Annotated in this window: 1 protein-coding gene; it reads left to right on the forward strand. The window is 77.4% G+C overall.

From position 1 onward, the window contains the following. The first annotated feature begins 8 nt into the window (after positions 1-8). Positions 9-19,895, forward strand: coding sequence for a non-ribosomal peptide synthase/polyketide synthase (locus tag ACFVXH_RS19035; RefSeq protein WP_387825186.1), 19,887 nt, complete (start codon positions 9-11; stop codon positions 19,893-19,895). The last annotated feature ends 8 nt before the right edge of the window (positions 19,896-19,903 follow it).

Genomic DNA, 19,903 nt, shown 5'->3' on the forward strand with positions numbered 1-19,903 from the left:
CGACGACCATGACGCCTTCGACGCCTCCGACGCCCTCGAAGCGGGACCGCGCCGCGGCCCTGCCCGCCGACCTGCGCGAAGCCCTGCGCCGGCGGCTGGCCGGCCGGTCCGGCGGCGACGGGGCCGCCGCCGAGCGGGCCATCCCGCGCGGCGACCGCGGCCGTCCGCTGCCGCCGTCCTTCGTCCAGCAGCGGCTCTGGTTCCTCGACCGGCTGCGCCCCGGGGACCCGCGCTACAACAGCGCCGTCGCCCTGCGCTTCACCGGCGAGCTGGACCGCGCCGCGCTCGCCGCGGCGCTGACCGCCGTGGTGGCGCGCCACGAGGCGCTGCGCACCACCTTCGCGGAGAGCGACGGCCGGCCGGTGCCGACCGTCCGGGAGCCCGGGCCGGTGGAGCTGCCGGTCCGCGAACCGGCCGAGGGCGAGAGCCTGGACGCCGTCCTGCTCCGGGAGTACTCCCGGCCCTTCGACCTCGAACGGGGGCCGCTGCTGCGCGCCCTGCTGGTCGCCGAGTCGCCGCACGCCCACGTCCTGCAGCTGACCGCCCACCACATCGTCACCGACGGCTGGTCGATGGGCGTCGTCCTGGACGAGCTGTGCACCGCCTACGAGGCCCTGGCCCGCGGCGCCGACCCCGCACTGCCCGAAGTCGCCGCCCAGTACCCGGACTTCGCGGCCTGGCAGCGTGAGCAGCTCGCCGGCGACCGGCTGGAGCGGCAGCTCGCCCACTGGCGGGAGAAGCTGGCCGGCGCCGTGCCGTCCGACCTGCCGCTGGACCACCCGCGGCGCGGCGAGGAGGCCGGCCCGGGCGGCCTGCACACGTTCACCGTCCCCGCGCCGCTCACCGCCCGGCTGCGCGCCCTCGCGACCGAGCAGCAGGGCACCCTCAACACCGCGCTGGTGGCCGGCACCCAGGCGCTGCTCGCCCGCTGGTCCGGCCAGCAGGACGTCACCGTCGGCTCGCTGATGGCCGGGCGCACCCGCACCGAACTGGAACGGGCCGTCGGCTGCTTCGTCAACACGGTGGTGCTGCGCACCCGGGTGGCGCCCGACGCCTCCTTCCGCGAACTGCTCGCCGCCGCCACCGAGACCGGCAACGACGCCCTCGCACACGGCGACACGCCCTTCGAACGGATCGTCGAGGCGGTCGGCGCGCCCCGCGAGGCCGGCCGCAACCCGCTGTTCGACGTCCTGGTGCTGCTGCACCCCGCCCCGCCCACCGCCGGGGACCGGCCCGGACTCGCCACCGCCCCGGTCACCGTGCCCCGGCAGGCCGCCACCTTCGACCTCAGCGTGGAGTTCGTCCCCGACGGCGAGGCGCTCACCGGCGTCCTGGAGTACCGCGCCGACCTCTTCGACGCCCCCACCGCGGGCCGGATGGCCGAGCAGCTGCTGCGCCTGCTGGAGGGCGCCGCCGCCGAACCGGACCGCCCGCTCGCCACCCTGCCGCTGCTCTCCGCGCGGGAGACCGAGCAGGTCACCCGGGGCTGGAACGCCACCGAGCTGCCCGTCGAGGCCGTCAGCCTGCCGGAGCTGCTCCGGCGCCGGGCCGAACGGACCCCGCACGCCCTGGCCCTGGTCGCGGGGGAGGAGCGGCTCGACTACGCCGAACTGGACGCCCGCGCCGAACGGCTCGCCCGCCGACTGGCCACCACCGGCGCCGGCCCCGAACGGCTGGTCGCGCTGCGACTGCCGCGCACCGCCGACCTGGTGGTGGCCGTCCTCGCGGTCTGGAAGGTCGGCGCCGGCTACCTGCCGCTCGACCCGGCGCTGCCCTGGGAGCGGGTCGTCTACGTGCTCGAGGACGCCGGGCCGGCCCTGTTCCTGGACGAGGACACCCTGCGCGACCTGTTGGGCAACGACGACCCGGTCGACGTCGTCCTTCCCACGCCGGACCTCGCGACCCCCGCGTACGTGCTCTACACCTCCGGCTCCACCGGCCGCCCCAAGGGCGTCAGCGTCCCGCACCGCGCCCTGGCCCACCTGCTCGCCGCCCACCGGGCCGGCTTCGTCGCCGACGCGGGCGGCGGCCCGCTGAACGTCGCCCTGACCGCCTCCTTCTCCTTCGACACCTCGCTGGAGGGCCTGCTGCTGCTCGCGGACGGCCACCCGCTGCACCTCGTCGACGAGACCACCCGGATGGACCCGGCCGCCCTGGTCGAGTACGTCGTCCGCCACCGGATCGACTTCCTCGACCTCACCCCCTCCTACCTGCGCCAACTGCTGCCCGCCGGGCTGCTCGACGACCCCCGCCACCGCCCCCGGGTGCTGATGCTCGGCGGCGAGGCGGTCGCCCCCCGGCTCTGGCGCGAACTCGCCGCCCGCCCGGAGACGGCCGCCTACAACTACTACGGCCCCACCGAGTGCACCGTCGACGCCATCGCCTGCCGGATCGACGGCGGGGACCGGCCGCTGATCGGCCGCCCGCTGCCCAACATCCGCGCCTACGTCCTGGACGGCCGGCTCCAGCCCGTGCCGCCCGGGGTCAGCGGCGAGCTCCACCTGGCCGGCGAGCAGGTCGCCCGCGGCTACGACGGCCGCCCCGGCCTGACCGCCGCCCGCTTCACCGCCGACCCGTACGGCCCGCCCGGCACCCGGATGTACCGCACCGGCGACCTGGCCCGCTGGACGGCCGACGGGCGCCTGGAGTACCTCGGCCGCGCCGACGACCAGGTCAAGGTGCGCGGTCACCGGATCGAACCCGGCGAGATCGAGGCGGCCCTGCTGGAGCTGCCCGAGGTCCGCGCCGCCGCCGTGGCCGCCGTCCCCGACGCCCACGGACACCACCGGCTGGCCGCCTACCTGGTCTTCGCCGACGGCGCCGCCCGCCCCGCCGCCGACCTGCGCGCCGCCCTGCGCCGGGTGCTGCCCGACCACCTGGTGCCGTCCTCCTTCACCGTGCTCGACGCCCTGCCGCTCGGCACCAGCGGCAAGCTCGACCGCCGCGCCCTGCCCGCCCCCGAAACCGACGCCCGGGAAGGGGAGTTCACCGCCCCGCGCACCCCCGAGGAGGAGACCCTCGCCGCCATCTGGGCCGAGGTGCTGGGCGTGCCCAGGGTCGGCGTCACCGACAACTTCTTCGAACTCGGCGGCGACTCGATCCTGAGCATCCAGGCCGTCTCCCGGGCCCGTGCGGCGGGCCTGCGGATCGGCTCCCAGGACGTCTTCCGCCACCAGACCGTCGCCGACCTGGCCGCCGCGGCCCGCACCGCCGAGCCGCCGGCCGCCCCCGCGCCGCACCACCACCAGGACGGGCCCGCCCCGCTGACCCCCGTCCAGGAGTGGTTCTTCGCCGCCCACGGCCCGCTGCGGCACTTCACCATGTCGATGCTGCTCGACCTGCCGTACGGGCTGGACGAAGCCGCGCTGGACCGGGCGCTGGGCGCGCTGGTGGCCGCCCACCCGGCGCTGCGCACCCGCTTCACCCGCACCGGGGACGGCTGGTGCCAGGAGCCGGTTGCGGACGCCGGAGCGCTGCTGACCGCCCTCGACCCGGCCACCGACCCCGCCGACGAGCGGGAGGCGGAGCGGGAGGCGGCCGCCGAGGCCGCCCGCGCCGAGCTGGACCCGGCCACCGGGGCGCTGCTGCGCGCCGTGCTGTTCCGGCCCGCCGACGGCGCCCGGCCCCAACTCCTCCTGACCGCCCACCACCTGGCCGTCGACAGCGTGTCCTGGCGGGTCCTGCTCGCCGACCTGGCACAGGCCTACCGGCAGGCCGCCGAGGGCCGCACCCCCGACCCGGCGCCCGAGCCCACCGCCTTCACCGACTGGGCCCACCGGCTCGCCGAACTCGTCCGGACCGGCGGCCTGGACGCGGACCTGCCGTACTGGACCGCCGAGACCGCCGCCCCCGCCGGGCCGCTGCCCGTCGACCTGCCCGGCACCCCCACCGCCGGCTCGGTGCGCACCCTGCGCCACCGGCTCGACCGGGCCACCACCGAGGCGCTGCTGCGGAAGGTCCCCGAGGCCTACCGGACCCAGGTCAACGACGTGCTGCTCAGCGCGCTGGGCCGGGCCCTCGCCGACTGGACCGGCACCGGGCGGGTCGCCGTCGCCCTGGAGGGCCACGGCCGCGAGGACCTCTTCGACGGCCTCGACCTCTCCCGCACCGTCGGCTGGTTCACCACCCAGTACCCCGTCACCCTGGACCTGCCGGAAGGGACGGACTGGGCCGCCACCCTCAAGCGGGTCAAGGAGCGGCTGCGCGCCGTGCCCCGCCGGGGCCTGGGCTACGAGGCCCTCGCCCGGCTCGGCTCGGCCGCCGCGCTGAGGGACCGTCCGCTGCCGCAGGTCTGCTTCAACTACCACGGCCAGTGGACCGCCCCCGAGGGCGGCGACTTCGCCCCCGCCGGGCAGGCCCCCGGCCGCGACCTCGCCCCCGACGAGCCGCTGGACCACCTGCTCGACGTCTCCGCCGTCGTCGCCGACGGCGAGCTGGAACTCACCTGGCACTACAGCGACCGGGTGCACCGGGAGGAGACCGTCCGGGCCCTGGCCGAGGCCACCGCCGCCGCGCTCACCGGCATCGTCGAGCACTGCGCGAGCCCCGGCGCCGGCGGCCGCACCCCCTCCGACTTCCCGCTGGCCGGCCTCGACCAGGCCGCGCTGGACCGGCTGGTCGGCGACGGCCGGGACGTGACGGACCTGCTGCCGCTCACCCCGCTCCAGGAGGGCATGCTCTTCCACCGCCTGGTCGGCGGCGAGGACGACGTCTACCTCGACCAGGCCGCCCTGCTGCTGGAGGGCGTCGCCGACCCGCACGCCCTCGCCGTGGCCTGGCAGCGGGTCGCCGACCGTACGCCCGCGCTGCGCACCTCCGTGGTCTGGGAGGGCGTGCCCGCCCCGCTCCAGGTGGTGCGCCGGGGCGTCCGGCTGCCGGTGACCCACCTGGACCTGCGGGCCGTCGACCCGGCCGAGCGCGCCGAACGGCTGGAGCGGCTGAAGGCCGAGGACCTCGCCCTCGGCCTGGACATCGCCACCGCCCCGCTCACCCGGCTCACCCTGGTCCGGCTGCCCGAGGCCCGGGTCCAGCTGCTGTGGACCTCCCACCACCTGGTCCTGGACGGCTGGAGCCTCGCCCAGGTGCTCACCGACGTGTTCGCCGAGTACGCGGCGCTCACCACCGGTGGCGCCCCCGCTCCGGCGGTGCGCCGGCCCTTCGCCGACTACGTGCACTGGCTGGCCGGGCAGGACGCCGGGGCCGCCCGGGCCCACTGGCGGTCCGTCCTGGACGGCTTCGCCACCGCCACCCCGCTGCCCGCCGACCGGGCGCGGCGCGAGGCCCACCGGGCCCGCTCGGCGGGCAGCCTCAGCGCCGCCCTGTCCGAGCAGGTCTCCGAGCAACTCGCCCGCACCGCACGGCAGTCCGGGCTGACCCTCGGCACCGTGGTGCAGGGCGCCTGGGCGCTGCTGCTGTCCCGCTACAGCGGCGAGCCGGACGTGCTGTTCGGCACCACCGTCTCCGGCCGGCCCGAGGAGCTGCCCGGCGTCGAGTCGATGATCGGCATGTTCATCAACACCCTGCCCACCCGGGTCCGGGTGGACGGCGAGCGCACCGCCGCCGACTGGCTGCGGGAGCTCCAGGCGGACCAGGCCGAGGCCCGCCGGCACTCGGCGGTCTCGCTCGCCGAACTCACCGGCTTCAGCGACGTCCCCGCCGGCAGCGCGCTGTTCGACAGCATCGTCGCCTTCGAGAACTACCCCTTCGACGACGCCCGCGCCGCCGGCACCGGGGTGCGCCTGGCCGAGGTCTCCTCCCGGGACGCCACCAGCTTCCCGCTGGTGCTGCGCGCCTACCAGGGCGGGCAGGTCGGCTTCGACCTCGCCTACGACCCGGAGCTGTTCGACACCGCGACGGTGGACGCCCTCGCCGGGCGGCTGCGGCTGCTGCTCACCGAGCTGGCCGCCGGGCTGGACCGCCCGCTGCGCGCGCTGGCCTGGACCACCGAGGAGGAGCGCCGCCGGCTGCTGGTCGACTGGAACGGCACCGCGCAGGGCCGGCCCGCGCGCACCCTGGTCGACCTGTTCGAGGAGCGGGCCGCCCGCACCCCGCGGGCCGAGGCCGTCACCTGCGGCGGGGAGCACCTCGACTACGCCGAGCTGGACGCCCGGGCCGACCGGCTCGCCCACCGGCTGGCCGGGTTCGGCGCCGCCCCCGAGCGGTACGTCGCCCTGGCGCTGCCCCGCACCGCCGAGCTGGTGGTGGCCGTCCTCGCCGTCCTCAAGACCGGCGCGGCCTACCTGCCGCTCGACCCGGGCCTGCCCGCCGAACGCCGCGCCGAACTGCTGCGCGACGCCGCCCCGGTGGCCCTGGTCACCCTGGAGGCCCCGGCCGATCCGACCGGCGTCGAGGTGCCCGTCCTCGCCTTGGCCGACCCCGGGGTGCGCGCCGACCTGGCCCGCCGCCCGGCCGGCCCGCTCGGCGCCGGGCACCGACCGCTGCCCGACAGCCCCGCCTATGCCATCTTCACCTCCGGCTCCACCGGCCGCCCCAAGGGCGTCGTGGTGCCGCACGCCAACGTGGTCCGGCTGTTCGAGCAGACCCGCGACCTGTTCGACTTCGGCGCCGAGGACGTCTGGACGCTCTTCCACTCCTACACCTTCGACTTCTCGGTCTGGGAGCTGTGGGGCCCGCTGCTGCACGGCGGCCGGCTCGTCGTGGTGCCCGAGGACACCGCCCGCTCCCCGGAGGACTTCCTTCGGCTGCTCGCCGAGGAGCGGGTCACCGTCCTCAACCAGACCCCGTCCGCGTTCCACCAGCTGGCCCGCGCCGACGCCGAACTCCCGGACATATCAGCCCGCTTGGCGCTGCGCACGGTGGTCTTCGGCGGCGAGGCGCTGGACGTCACCCGGCTCGCCGACTGGTACCGGCGCCACCCCGAGGACGCGCCGCGCCTGGTGAACATGTACGGCATCACCGAGACCACCGTGCACGTCACCCACACCGCGCTCGACCCGGCGACCGCCACCGCCGGCGGCCCCGGCCCGATCGGCACCGGCATCGCCGACCTGCGGCTGTACGTGCTCGACGGCGACCTCGCCCCGGTGCCCCCGGGCGCCGTCGGCGAACTGTACGTGGCGGGCGAGGGGCTGGCCCGCGGCTACCTCAACCGGCCCGGCCTCACCGCCGGCCGCTTCCTCGCCGACCCCTTCGGCGCCCCCGGCACCCGGATGTACCGCACCGGCGACCGGGCCCGCTGGCAGGCCGACGGCACCCTGCGCTACCTGGGCCGCGCCGACCAGCAGGTCAAGATCCGCGGCTACCGGATCGAACCCGGCGAGATCGAGGCCGCCCTCCAGACCCACCCGGGCGTCGCCCTGGCCACCGTCGGCGTCCACGAGGACGCCACCGGCACCCGCCGGCTGGTCGCCCACCTCGTCGGGGAGGACCCGGCCCGGCCGCCCGGCGCCGCCGAGCTGCGCGCCCACCTGGAACGCCTGCTCCCCGCCTACCTGGTGCCCGCCGCCTACGTCCCGCTGGCCGCCCTGCCGCTCACCCCCAACGGCAAGCTGGACCGGCGCGCCCTGCCGGTGCCCGGCCCGGACGGCTTCGCCGCCGGCCGCGGGCGCACCGCGCCCCGCACCCCCGCCGAGCGGCTGGTCGCCGAGGCCTGGGCGGAGGTCCTGGACACCGGCGCGGTCGGCGCCGAGGACGACTTCTTCGCCCTCGGCGGGGACTCCATCCTCGCCGTACGGGTCACCGCCCGGCTGCGCGCCGCCTTCGGCGCCGCCGACCTCTCGCCCCGGGTGCTGTTCACCCACCCCGTGCTCGCCGACCTGGCCGAGGCGCTCGGCGCCCCGCGCCCCGGCGCCGCACCGGCCGTCATCCCCGCCGCCGACCCGGCGGCCGAGGCGCCGCTCTCCTACGCCCAGCAGCGGCTCTGGTTCCTCGACCGCTTCGAGCCCGGCAGCACCGAGTACACCTCGCTGTCCGTGCTGCGGCTGCGCGGCGCCCTCGACCGGGCCGCCCTGGGCGACGCCCTGGACGCCCTGGTCGAGCGGCACGAGGCGCTGCGCACCACGTACGCCGAACGGGACGGCCGGGCCCGGCAGGTGGTGCGCCCGCCGCACCCCGTCGAGCTGCCCTGCGCGGACGTCCCGGCGGCGGAGCTGGACGCCCACCTGGAGCGGATCGCCACCGCCCCCTTCGACCTCGCCGAGGGCCCCGTGCTCCGCGCCCACCTGGCCCGGACGGCCGCCGAGGAGCACGTCCTCGCCCTGGCGGTGCACCACATCGCCACCGACGGCTGGTCGATGGGCGTGCTCGGCCGCGACCTCGGCGAGCTGTACGCCGCCGCCCTCGAACGGCGGAGCCCGCACCTGCCCGCGCTGCCCGTCCGGTACACCGACTACGCGGCCTGGCAGCGCACCCGCACCGCCGCCGCCGAGGCCGACCTCGACCACTGGCGCCGGGCCCTGGACGGCCTGGCCCCGCTGGAACTGCCCACCGACCGGCCGCGCCCGGCGGTGCGCACCCGCGAGGGCGCGCTGACGACCTTCACGCTGCCCGCCGAGCTGACCGCCCGGCTGCGCGAGCGCGGCCGCGAGGCCGACGGCACCCTCTACACCGTCCTGCTGGCCGCCTGCCAGGTGCTGCTGGCCCGCTGGTCCGGGCAGCGCGACGTCGCCGTCGGCACCGTCACCTCCGGCCGCGAGCAGGGCGAACTCCACGACGTGGTCGGCATGTTCGTCAACACCCTGGTGCTGCGCGGCGACGTCCGCCCCGACCTGACCTTCCACGAGCTGCTGACCGCGGCCCAGCACACCGTGCTGGACGCCCTGGCCCACCAGGAGGTGCCCTTCGAACGGCTGGTGGACGCCCTCCAGCCGGAGCGCGACACCAGCCGCACCCCGCTGTTCCAGGTGATGGTGGCACTGCACAACCTCGGCGCCGAGACGCCCCCGCTGCCGGGCCTGACGGTCGAACCCGTCACCCCGCCGGTCCGCAGCGCCGCCTTCGACCTCTCCTTCGACTTCGCCGAGCACGACGGCGGCCTGACCGGCTACCTGGAGTACAGCACCGGGCTGTTCGACGCGCGGACCGCCGAGCAGCTGGCCCACCGGCTGACCACCCTGCTGGCGGCCGTCGCCGAGGCGCCCGGGACGGCCGTCGGCGAGCTGCCGCTGATGAGCGGGGACGAGCGGCGGCAGGTGCTGCGCCAGGGCCGGGGCGAGCCGCTGCCCGGGCCGGACACCACCTTCACCGCCCTGTTCGAGGAGCAGGCCGCCCGCACCCCGGACGCCACCGCGCTGGTCGCCCGGGACGCCACGCTGGACTACGCCGCCCTCAACGCCCGGGCCAACCGGCTCGCCCGCCACCTGACGGCCCTCGGCGCCGGCCCGGAGCAGGTGGTCGCCGTCCGGCTGCCGCGCACCTCCGACCTGGTGGTGGCGCTGTTCGCGGTGCTCAAGGCCGGGGCCGTCCTCCAGTTCGTCGACCCGGACCTGCCCGAGGAGCGGGCCGCCCTGCTGCTGGCGGACACCCGGCCGCGCACGGTGCTGACCGAGCGGGACCTGCGCGAGGTGCCCTGGGACGCCCTGCCCGGCCACGACCTGACCGACGCCGAGCGGACCGCCCCGCTGCGGCCCGGGAACGCCGCCTACCTGATCCACACCTCCGGCTCCACCGGCCGCCCCAAGGGCGTGGTCGTCGAGCACCGCCAGCTGGTCAACCTCTGCCGCGACCACCGGGAGGGGATGCTCGCCCCGCACACCGCCGACGGTGCCCGGCTGAAGGTCGCCCTCAGCGCCTCCCTCTCCTTCGACACCAGCTGGGAGGGCCCGCTGCTGCTGGTCTCCGGCCAGGAGCTCCACCTGATCGACGAGGACGTCCGGCTGGACCCGCAGGCCTTCTGCGCCAGGATCGTCGAGCAGCGGCTCGACGTCGTCAACGTCACCCCCTCCTACCTGCGCGAACTCACCGCCGCCGGGCTGTTCGGCCCCGCCCCGCACCACCCCCGGCTGCTCCAGCTCGGCGGCGAGGCGATCCCCGCCGCCACCTGGCGGGAGCTGGCCGAGGTCCGGGCCCGACTCGGCGTCACCGTCTACAACCTGTACGGGCCCACCGAGTGCACCGTCGACGCCGCCTACGCCCGCTGCGCCGACCACCCCGGGCGCCCGGTGATCGGCCGGCCGGGCCGCGGCGTCACCGCCTACGTGCTGGACGGCGCGCTGCGCCCGGTGCCGCCCGGCATGCCGGGGGAGCTGTACCTGGCCGGTCGGCAGGTCGCCCGCGGCTACCTCGGCCGGCCCGGGCTCACCGCCGGCCGCTTCCTCGCCGACCCGTACGGCGCCCCCGGCACCCGGATGTACCGCACCGGCGACCTCGCCCGCTGGGACGCCGCCGGGCAGCTGGAGTTCCTCGGCCGGGCCGACGACCAGGTCAAGATCCGCGGCTTCCGGATCGAGCCCGGCGAGGTCGAGGCCGCCCTGCTGACCCACCCCGACCTCGCGGACTGCGCCGTCGCCGCCCGCGAACAGGGCGGCCGCACCCTGCTGGTCGGCTACCCGGTGCCGGCCGGCGACCGGGTGCCGCCCGCCGAGGAGCTGCGCGCCTGGCTGCGGCGCACCCTGCCCGACCACCTGGTGCCCACCGCCTTCGTCCCGCTCGCCCGCGTCCCGCGCACCACCAGCGGCAAGACCGACCGGCGCGCCCTGCCCGCCCCGTCCGCCCAGCCGGACCGCACCACCCCGTACGTCGCCCCGCGCCCCGGCACCGAGGAGCGGCTCGCCGCGATCTGGGCCGAGGTGCTGGGCGTGCGGCGGGTCGGCGCCCGGGACAACTTCTTCGCGCTCGGCGGCGACTCCATCCTCAGCATCCAGATCGTCTCCCGGGCCCGCGCCGCCGGACTCGCCCTCACCACCAAGGACGTCTTCCGCTACCAGAACGTCGCCGAACTCGCCCTCTGCGCCGGGGAGTCGACCGTACGGACGGAAGCGGACGAGGCCGAGCCCGCCGAGGCCCCGCTCACCCCGATCCAGCACTGGTACCTCGACGGGCGCCGCCCCGGCGAGGCGCTGCGCTTCACCATGACCCAGCGGCTGGGGCTGGCCCCGGACACCGACCCGGCGGCGCTGCGGCAGGCGGTGCTCGCGCTGGTGGAGCACCACCCGGCGCTGCGCACCCGCTTCCGCCACGGCGAGGCCGGCTGGCACCAGGAGGTCCGGGAGCAGGCGCCGGACGGCGTCTTCACCCACCACCGGACCGTCCTGGAGACGGAGGTGCAGCGGGCCGCCGAGGAGGCCCAGCGCTCCCTCGACCCGCTCCAGGGCCGGATGCTGCGCGCCCTGTACTTCGACGGCGGCGCCGGCCGGCCCGGCCAGCTCGTGCTGACGATCCACCACCTGGCCGTGGACGGCGTCTCCTGGCGCATCCTGCTGGCCGACCTCGAAGCCGCCCACCACGCCGCCCGCACCGGCGCGCCCGTCCGGCTGCCGGAGCCGGGCACCTCCTACACCCGGTGGGCCGCCCGGCTGGAGCGGCACACCCGCTCCGGCGCCCTGGACGGCGACACCGCGTACTGGACCCGCACCGGCGAGGCCCCGGCCGGGCTGCCCGCCGGGCGCCCGGGCGCCAACACCCACGGCGCCGCCGCCACCGTCACGGTGACGCTGGACGAGGCGACCACCGGGGCGCTGCTGCGCCGCGTCCCGGAGGTCTACCGCACCCAGGTCAACGACGTCCTGCTCAGCGCCCTCGGCCGCACCCTGGCCCGCTGGTGCGGCCGGGACACGGTGCTGATCGGGGTGGAGGGCCACGGCCGCGAGGACCTCTTCCCCGACCAGGACCTCTCCCGGACGGTCGGCTGGTTCACCGCCGAGTTCCCGCTCGCCCTGCGCGTCGACCCCGAGGCGGGCTGGCACCACACCCTGCGCTCGGTCAAGGAGCAGCTGCGCGCCGTCCCGCTGCGCGGACTCAGCCACGGCGCGCTGCGCCACCTGCTCCCGTCCGCCCTCCCGCAAGGCGCGGCCGCGCCGCAGGTCGGCTTCAACTACCACGGCCAGTGGGACACCCTCACCGGCGCCGACGGGCTGCTGCGCGGCTCGCTGCCCCCGGCCGGGCGGGACACCGACCCCGACGAGCCCCGCCCCTACCTGCTCGACGTCATCGGGGCGGTCCAGGACGGTCGGCTCGAACTGGGCTGGACCTACCCGGCGGAGGTCTACGAGGAGGCCGCCGTCCGCGCCCTCGCCGAGCAGACCCTCCAGGCGCTGCGCGAGCTGGCCGAGCACTGCGCGGGCCCCGGAGCCGGCGGCCGCACCCCGTCCGACTTCCCGCTGGCCGGCCTCGACCAGGAACGGCTGGACGGCCTGGTCGGCGACGGCCGCGAGGTCGCGGACCTGCTGCCGCTGACCCCGCTGCAGTCCGGCATGCTCTTCCACGGCCTGGTCGACGAGGACGGCGCCTACGTGGACCGGATCGCCGTCCGGCTGGCCGGCGTCGGCGACCCGGCGGCCTTCGCCGCCGCCTGGCAGCAGGTCGCCGACCGCACCCCGGCGCTGCGCACCGCCGTGCACTGGCGCGGCCTGCCGCACCCCGTCCAGCTGGTCGCGCGCCGCGCCGCCCTGCCCGTCCGCCACCTCGACTGGCGCGCCCTGACGCCCGAACGGCGGGCCGAGGAGACCGAGCGGCTGCTCGCCGAGGAGCGGGCCGCCGGCCTGGACCTGGGCACCGCGCCGCTCACCCGCCTCGTCCTGGCCGCGCTGCCCGGGGAGGAGGTGCTGCTGCTCTGGTCCACCCACCACGTGATCCTGGACGGCTGGAGCACCGGCCAGCTGCTCACCGAGGTCTGCGAGGAGTACGCCGCGCTGACCGGCGGCCCGCAGGCGCCCCGCCCCGTCCGCCGCCCGTTCGCGGACTTCCTGGCCTGGCTGCGCGAGCAGGACGGGCGGGCCGCCGAGGAGCACTGGAGCGCCGCGCTCGCCGGGTTCACCGAACGGACCGCGCTGCCCTACGACCGCCGCCCCGCCGGCGCCCACCGGGCCCGCTCCACCGCCGCCGTCCACCGCGTCCTGGACGAGGCGGCCTCCGCCCGGCTGCGGGAGAACGCCGCCGCCGCCGGACTGACCGTCAACACCCTGGTCGAGGGCGCCTGGGCGCTGCTGCTGGCCCGCTACGGCGGCACCGCGGACGTCGTCTTCGGCACCACCGTCTCCGGGCGCCCGGCCGAACTGCCCGGCGTCGAGACGATGATCGGGCTGTTCATCAACACCGTGCCCGCCCGGGTCCGCATTCCGTCGGGCGGCGTGCTGCCCTGGCTGCGCGACCTCCAGGACCGGCAGAGCGAGGGCCGCGGCCACGACCACCTGGCGCTGACCCGGATCCAGGGCCTGAGCGAACTGCCCGCCGGGGAGCCGCTGTTCGACAGCATGCTGGTGTTCGAGAACTACCCCGTCGACGAGTCCGCCGCGGACCGCACCGGCGTCCGGGTGGTCGAGGTGCGCGCCGACGACGCCACCACCTTCCCCTGGTGCCTGCGCGCCCACCTGAGCGGACAGCTCGCCTTCGACCTGGCGTACGACCCCGCGCTCTTCGACCAGCGCACCGCCCGGGACGCCGCCGACCGTCTCGCCCTGCTGCTGACCGCCCTCGCCGACGGCCTGGACGGCGACCTCGCCGCACTGGACCCGCTCACCCCGGCCGACCGCGACCTGCTCGCCTCCTGGCACGCCACCGCCCGCCCGCCGGAGCCGCGCAGCCCGCTGCGGGTCTTCGCCGAACAGGTCCGCCGCACCCCCGACGCCCCCGCCGTGCGCGAGGGCGGGCGCGAGCTGGACTACCGCGGGCTGGACGACTGGTCCGACCGGCTGGCCGCCCGGCTGCTCGCCGACGGCCTGGCCCCCGAGGACCGGGTCGCCCTGGCGATGGACCGCGGCACCGAACTCGTCGTCGCCCAGCTGGCCGTCCTCAAGGCCGGCGGCGCCTACCTGCCCGTTGACCGGCGCGCCCCCGAGGAGCGCCGCCGCACCCTGCTGGAGCGGGCCGGCGCGGCCGCGACCCTGACCGCCGGACAGGTCGCCGCCGCCCGCGACGGAGCGGTCGCCCCGGACCTGCCGCCCGCCGACCCCGACCGGCTGGCGTACGTGATGTACACCTCCGGCTCCACCGGCGAGCCCAAGGCCGTCGCCGTCCGCCACCGCGACGTCGCCTCGCTCGCCACCGACAGCCGCTTCACCGGCGGCCGCTGCGCCCGGGTGCTGCTGCACTCGCCGGTCGCCTTCGACGCCGCCACCTTCGAGGTGTGGGCGCCGCTGCTGAACGGCGGCTGCGTCCTCGTCGCCCCCGACGGGCCGGTGGACGCCGCCCTGCTGCGCCGCCTCGCCGGCCCCGACGGGCCGACGGCGCTCTGGCTCACCGCCGGGCTGTTCCGGCTCCTCGCCCAGGACGCGCCGGACTGCTTCGGCGGCCTGCGGACCCTGTGGACCGGCGGCGACGTGGTACCCGCCGCCGCCGTGCGCCGCGTTTTGGCGGCCTGCCCCGGGCTGACCGTGGTGGACGGCTACGGGCCCACCGAGACCACCACCTTCGCCACCGCCCACGCCCTGTCGGACGCCGCCGCGGTGCCCGACACCGTCCCGATCGGCCGCCCGCTGGACGACCGCCGGGCGCACGTCCTGGACGCCCGGCTGCGGCCCGTCCCGCCGGGCTGCGCGGGCGAGCTCTACCTGGCCGGCGAGGGCCTGGCCCGCGGCTACCTGGGCCGCCCCGGCGCGACCGCCGCCCGCTTCCTCGCCGACCCCTCCGGCCCGCCCGGCGCCCGGATGTACCGCACCGGGGACCTCGCCCGGCGCCGCCTCGACGGCACCGTGGAGTTCCTCGGCCGCGCGGACGACCAGGTGAAGATCCGCGGCTTCCGGGTCGAGCCCGCCGAGGTGGAGGCCGCCCTGGCCGCCCACCCGCTGGTCGCCGACGTCGCCGTGGTCGTCCGCGAGGACCGGCCCGGCGCCCGCCGGCTGGTCGCCTACGCCGTCGGCACCGACGGCGCCCCCGACCCCGGCGAACTGCGGGACTTCGCCGCCCGCGCCCTGCCCGACTACCTCGTCCCGGCCGCCTTCGTCCCGCTCGACGCCCTCCCGCTGAGCCGCAACGGCAAGGTCGACCGCGCCGCCCTCCCGGCCCCCGAGGAGCGGCCCGGCGGGCGCCGCGAGCGGGTCGAACCACGCACCGCGGCCGAACGCCGCACCACCGAGCTCTTCGCCGAGGTCCTCGGCATCCGCCCGCCCGGCACCGACGAGGGCTTCTTCGACCTCGGCGGCGACTCCATCCTCAGCATCCGGCTCGCCGCCCGCCTCACCGAGGCCTTCGGCGCCGAGCTCGGCCCCCGCGCCGTCTTCGACCACCCCACCCCGGCCGGCCTGGCCCGGCTGCTCACCGAGGAGCCCGCCGCCCCGCCCCGCCCGCCCGTCGTCCCGGTGCCCCGCACGGGCGCCGCCCCGATGTCCCACGCCCAGCAGCGCCTCTGGTTCCTGGAGGAGTTCACGCCCGGCGTCTCCGAGAACGTCGCGCTCGCGCTGCGGCTGCGCGGCACCCTCGACACCGGCGCCCTCGGCGCGGCCCTGGACGCCCTGACGGCCCGGCACGAGTCGCTGCGCACCACCTTCGACAGCGTGGACGGCCACGGCGTCCAACTGGTCCACCCGCCGCACGCCGTGCCGCTGCCGCTGCACGACCTCTCCGGGCGGCCCGCCGACGAACGGCCGCGGGCCCTGCGCGACCTGCTCGCCGCCGACCGCGCCCGCCCCTTCGACCTGCGCCGCGGACCACTGCTGCGCGCCACCCTGGCCCGGCTGGCCGACCGTGAGCACGTGCTGGCGCTGACCCTGCACCACATGGTCACCGACGGCTGGTCCACCGGCGTGCTGCTCACCGACCTGGCCCACCTCTACCGCGCCGAACTCGGCTCCACCGAAGCCGAGTTGGCGCCTCTCCCGGTGCAGTACGCCGACTACGCCCACTGGCAGCGCACCGCCGGGGCGCCCACCGGGGACCAGCTCGCCTACTGGAAGGGCCAACTGACCGGCGTGGTCCCGCCGCAGCTGCCCACCGACCGGCCCCGGCCCGCGGTGCGCACCGCCAACGCCGCCAACGCCGCCACCGTCCGACTGGAACTGCCCGCCGACACCGCCCGCCGGCTGGCCGAGGTCGGCCGGCGGCGCGGCGCCACCCTGTTCACCACCCTGGTCGCCGCCGCCCAGGCCTACCTGGCCCGGCTCTGCGGGGACAGCGACATCACCGTCGGCACCATCACCTCCGGCCGGCACCGGCCCGAGGTCCAGCGGCTCGTCGGATTCTTCGTCAACACCCTGGTGCTGCGCTCCCGGGTCGAGCCCGGACAGCCCTTCGACGCCCTCCTCGGCGAGGTGCGGCAGACCGTCCTGGACGCCTTCGCCCACCAGGACGTGCCCTTCGAGAAGGTGGTCGACGAAGTCCAGCCGGTGCGCGACACCAGCCGCAGCCCGCTGTTCCAGGTCCACGTGGTGCTCCAGAACGCGCCGTCCGCGGAACCCGACCTCCCGGGCCTCGACGTGACCGGCATCGAGCCCGACGCCGTACGGACGCCCTTCGAGCTGGTGCTGGAGTTCGTCGAGACCGCGAGCGGCGCCCTGCACGGCCTGTTCACCTACGACACCGACCTGTTCGACCCGGCCACCGTCGAGCGGATGGCCGGCCAGCTCGCCACCCTGCTCACCGCCGTCGCCGAGGACCCGTCCCGCGCCGTCGGCGCGCTGCCGCTGGCCGGCCCGGAGGAGTCGCCCGCCGAGCCGCACGGCGGCTTCCGCCCCGTCCCCGAGGCGACCCTGCCCGAGCTGTTCGAGCGCCGGGCCGCCGCCACCCCCGGGGCACCGGCCCTGCTCGACGGCGAACGGGAGCTGAGCTACGCCGACCTCGACCGGGCCGCCAACCGGCTGGCCCACCAGCTCATCCGGCGCGGCGTCGGCCCCGAGCGGCTGGTCGCCCTCGCCCTGCCCCGCTCGGCGGCCATGGTGGTCGCCCAACTCGCCGTCGCCAAGGCCGGCGGCGCCTTCCTCCCCGTCGACCCCGACTACCCGGCGCCCCGGCGGGAGTTCATGGTCCGCGACGCCGCCGCCCACCTGCTGCTCGACGACCCGGCCCAGGTCTGGGCCGCCGAGGGCCCGGACACCGCGCCCACCGACGCCGACCGCACCAGCGCCCTCACCCCCGCCCACCCCGCCTACGCCGTCTACACCTCCGGCTCCACCGGAACGCCCAAGGGCGTCCTGGTCACCCACCGCGGCCTCGCCGTCTTCGCGGCCGCCGCCGCCGAGCAGTACGCCGTCGGCCCCGGCGACCGGGTGCTCCAGTTCGCCTCGCCCAGCTTCGACGCCTCCGTCCTGGAACTGTGCATCTCGCTGCTCTCCGGCGCCGCCCTCGTCACCGGCGAGGAGGGGCCGCTGGTCGGCGAACGGCTCGCCGAGGCCCTGACCGCCCGCCGGATCAGCCACACCCTGATCCCCCCGGCCGCCCTGGCCACCCTGGAACCCGAGACCGCCGCGGCCCTGACCGGGCTGCGCACCCTGGTCGTCGGCGCCGAGGCCTGCCCGGCCGACCTGGTCGACACCTGGGCCCCTGGCCGGCGCATGGTCAACTCCTACGGCCCCACCGAGGCCACCGTCGTCGCCACCTGGACCGGCCCGCTCGCCCCCGGCAGCGGCAGCCCCGCGATCGGCCGCCCCAGCGGCGCCACCCGCGCGTACGTCCTGGACACCGCCCTGCGGCCGGTGCCGCCCGGCGTCACCGGGGAGCTCTACCTGGCCGGCCCCGGCCTCGCCCGCGGCTACCTCGGCCGCCCCGGCCTCACCGCCCGGAGCTTCCTCCCCGACCCGTACGGCGCCCCCGGCGAGCGGATGTACCGCACCGGCGACCTCGCCCGCCGCGCCGCCGACGGCCAGCTCCGGTTCGCCGGCCGCGCCGACGAGCAGATCAAGCTGCGCGGCTTCCGGATCGAACCCGGCGAGATCGAGAGCGCCCTGCGCCGCAGCCCCCTGGTGCGCGACGCCGTCGTCACCGTCCGCGCCGACGGCCCGGGCGGCGGCCGGCTGGTCGGCTACGTCGTCCCCGCCGACGCCACCGCCGGCGCCCCAGCCCTCGACCTGCGGCTCCACCTCGCCGAGACGCTGCCGCCGCACCTCGTCCCCTCGGCCTTCGTCGCGCTGGAGCGGCTCCCGCTCACCCCCAACGGCAAGCTCGACCGGCGGGCCCTGCCCGACCCCGGTCCCGCCCAGGCCGCGGCCGGCCCCGGCCGGGCGCCGGAGACCGACCTCGAACGCCGGATCGCCCGGATCTGGGCCGACGTCCTCGGCCTCGACGAGGTCGGCGCCGACGACAACTTCTTCCTGCTCGGCGGCGACTCCATCCTCAGCATGCAGGTGGTCTCCCGGCTGCGCCGCGACGGCCTGCACCTGGCCACCCGCGACCTGTTCAGCCACCAGACCGTGGCCGAACTGGCCACCGTCGTACGCACCGCCACCGAGCGCGCCGACGACGGCCCGGTGACCGGCGGCGTCCCGCTCACCCCCATCCAGGAGTGGTTCCTGACCACCCCGCGCGCCGCCCACCACCACTTCAACCAGTCCACCCTGCTCGAACTCGCCGCCGACCCCGACCCGGCGGCGCTGCGCACCGCGCTCGACGCCCTGCTGGAACACCACGACGCCCTGCGGATGCGCTTCACCCGCGACGAGGCCGGCTGGCACCAGTTCAACCCGCCGCCCGCCCCCGCCGAGGACCTCCTGGTCCACCACGACCTGACCGGGCAGGACGCCGGGGCCGCCGACGCGGCCATGGCCAAGGCCGCCGACGAGCTGCACGCCGGCTTCGACCTGGCCCGCGGCCCGCTGCTGCGCGCAGCCCTGTTCACCGGCCACCCGGAGCACCCGGCCCTGCTGCTCCTGGTCGCCCACCACCTGGTCGTCGACGCCGTCTCCTGGCGGGTGCTGCGCGACGACCTGGAGAGCGCCCACCGCCAGGCCGTCCAGGGCGGGCCGGTCACCCTGGGGGAGCGCGGCACCTCCTTCCGGGACTGGGCGCAGCGGCTCGCCGCCCATGTCGCCGAGGGCGGCCTGGACCACGAACTCCCGTACTGGGAGGAGGCGGTGGGCGCCCGGGCGGCCCTGCCCGGCAGCCCGTCCGGGACCGGCGGTCCGTCCGGTCCCGGCGGCCCTTCCGGTGCCGGCGGTGCCGAGACCGCGGCGGTCACCGTCGAACTCGACGAGGCCGACACCGAGGCGCTGCTGCGCGCCGCCCCCGCCGCCTACCGCACCCGGGTCAACGACGTGCTGCTGGCCGCCCTCGCCCTCGCCCTGGCCCGCTGGAGCGGGCAGCAGCGGATCGGCCTGGACCTGGAGGGGCACGGCCGCGAGGACCTGCTGGACGGCGTCGACCTGTCCCGTACGGTCGGCTGGTTCACCACCGTCCACCCCGTCACCTTCCACGTCCCCGACCCCGCCGAGCCCGGCCCGGACCGCGACTGGCGCGCCCTGGTGAAGTCCGTCCGCCGCCAGCTGCGCGCGGTGCCCGGCAACGGCCTGGGCTTCGGCGCCCTGCGCACCTTCGGGACGCCCGAGGTCCGCGAGCGCCTCGCCGCCGGCGGCCACGGCCAGGTCGTCTTCAACTACCTCGGCCAGTGGGACGCCCGGCCCGAGGCCGCCGGCGACGGCCTGGTCCGCGCCGAACTCGGCTCCTTCGGCCAGGACCACGACCCGCGGGACGGCGGCTCCCACCCGCTGGAGGTGGTCGGCGCGGCCCAGCACGGACGCCTCGCCTTCACCTGGCACCACCGGCCCGCCGTCCACGGCACCGGGGCCGTCCGCCGGGCCGCCGAGGACTTCGCCGCCGCCCTGCGGCAGATCGCCCGGCACGCCCGGGAAGGACGGTGACGACACCG

The sequence above is a fragment of the Kitasatospora sp. NPDC058184 genome (genome assembly GCF_042883725.1).
Taxonomy (GTDB): Bacteria; Actinomycetota; Actinomycetes; order Streptomycetales; family Streptomycetaceae; genus Kitasatospora.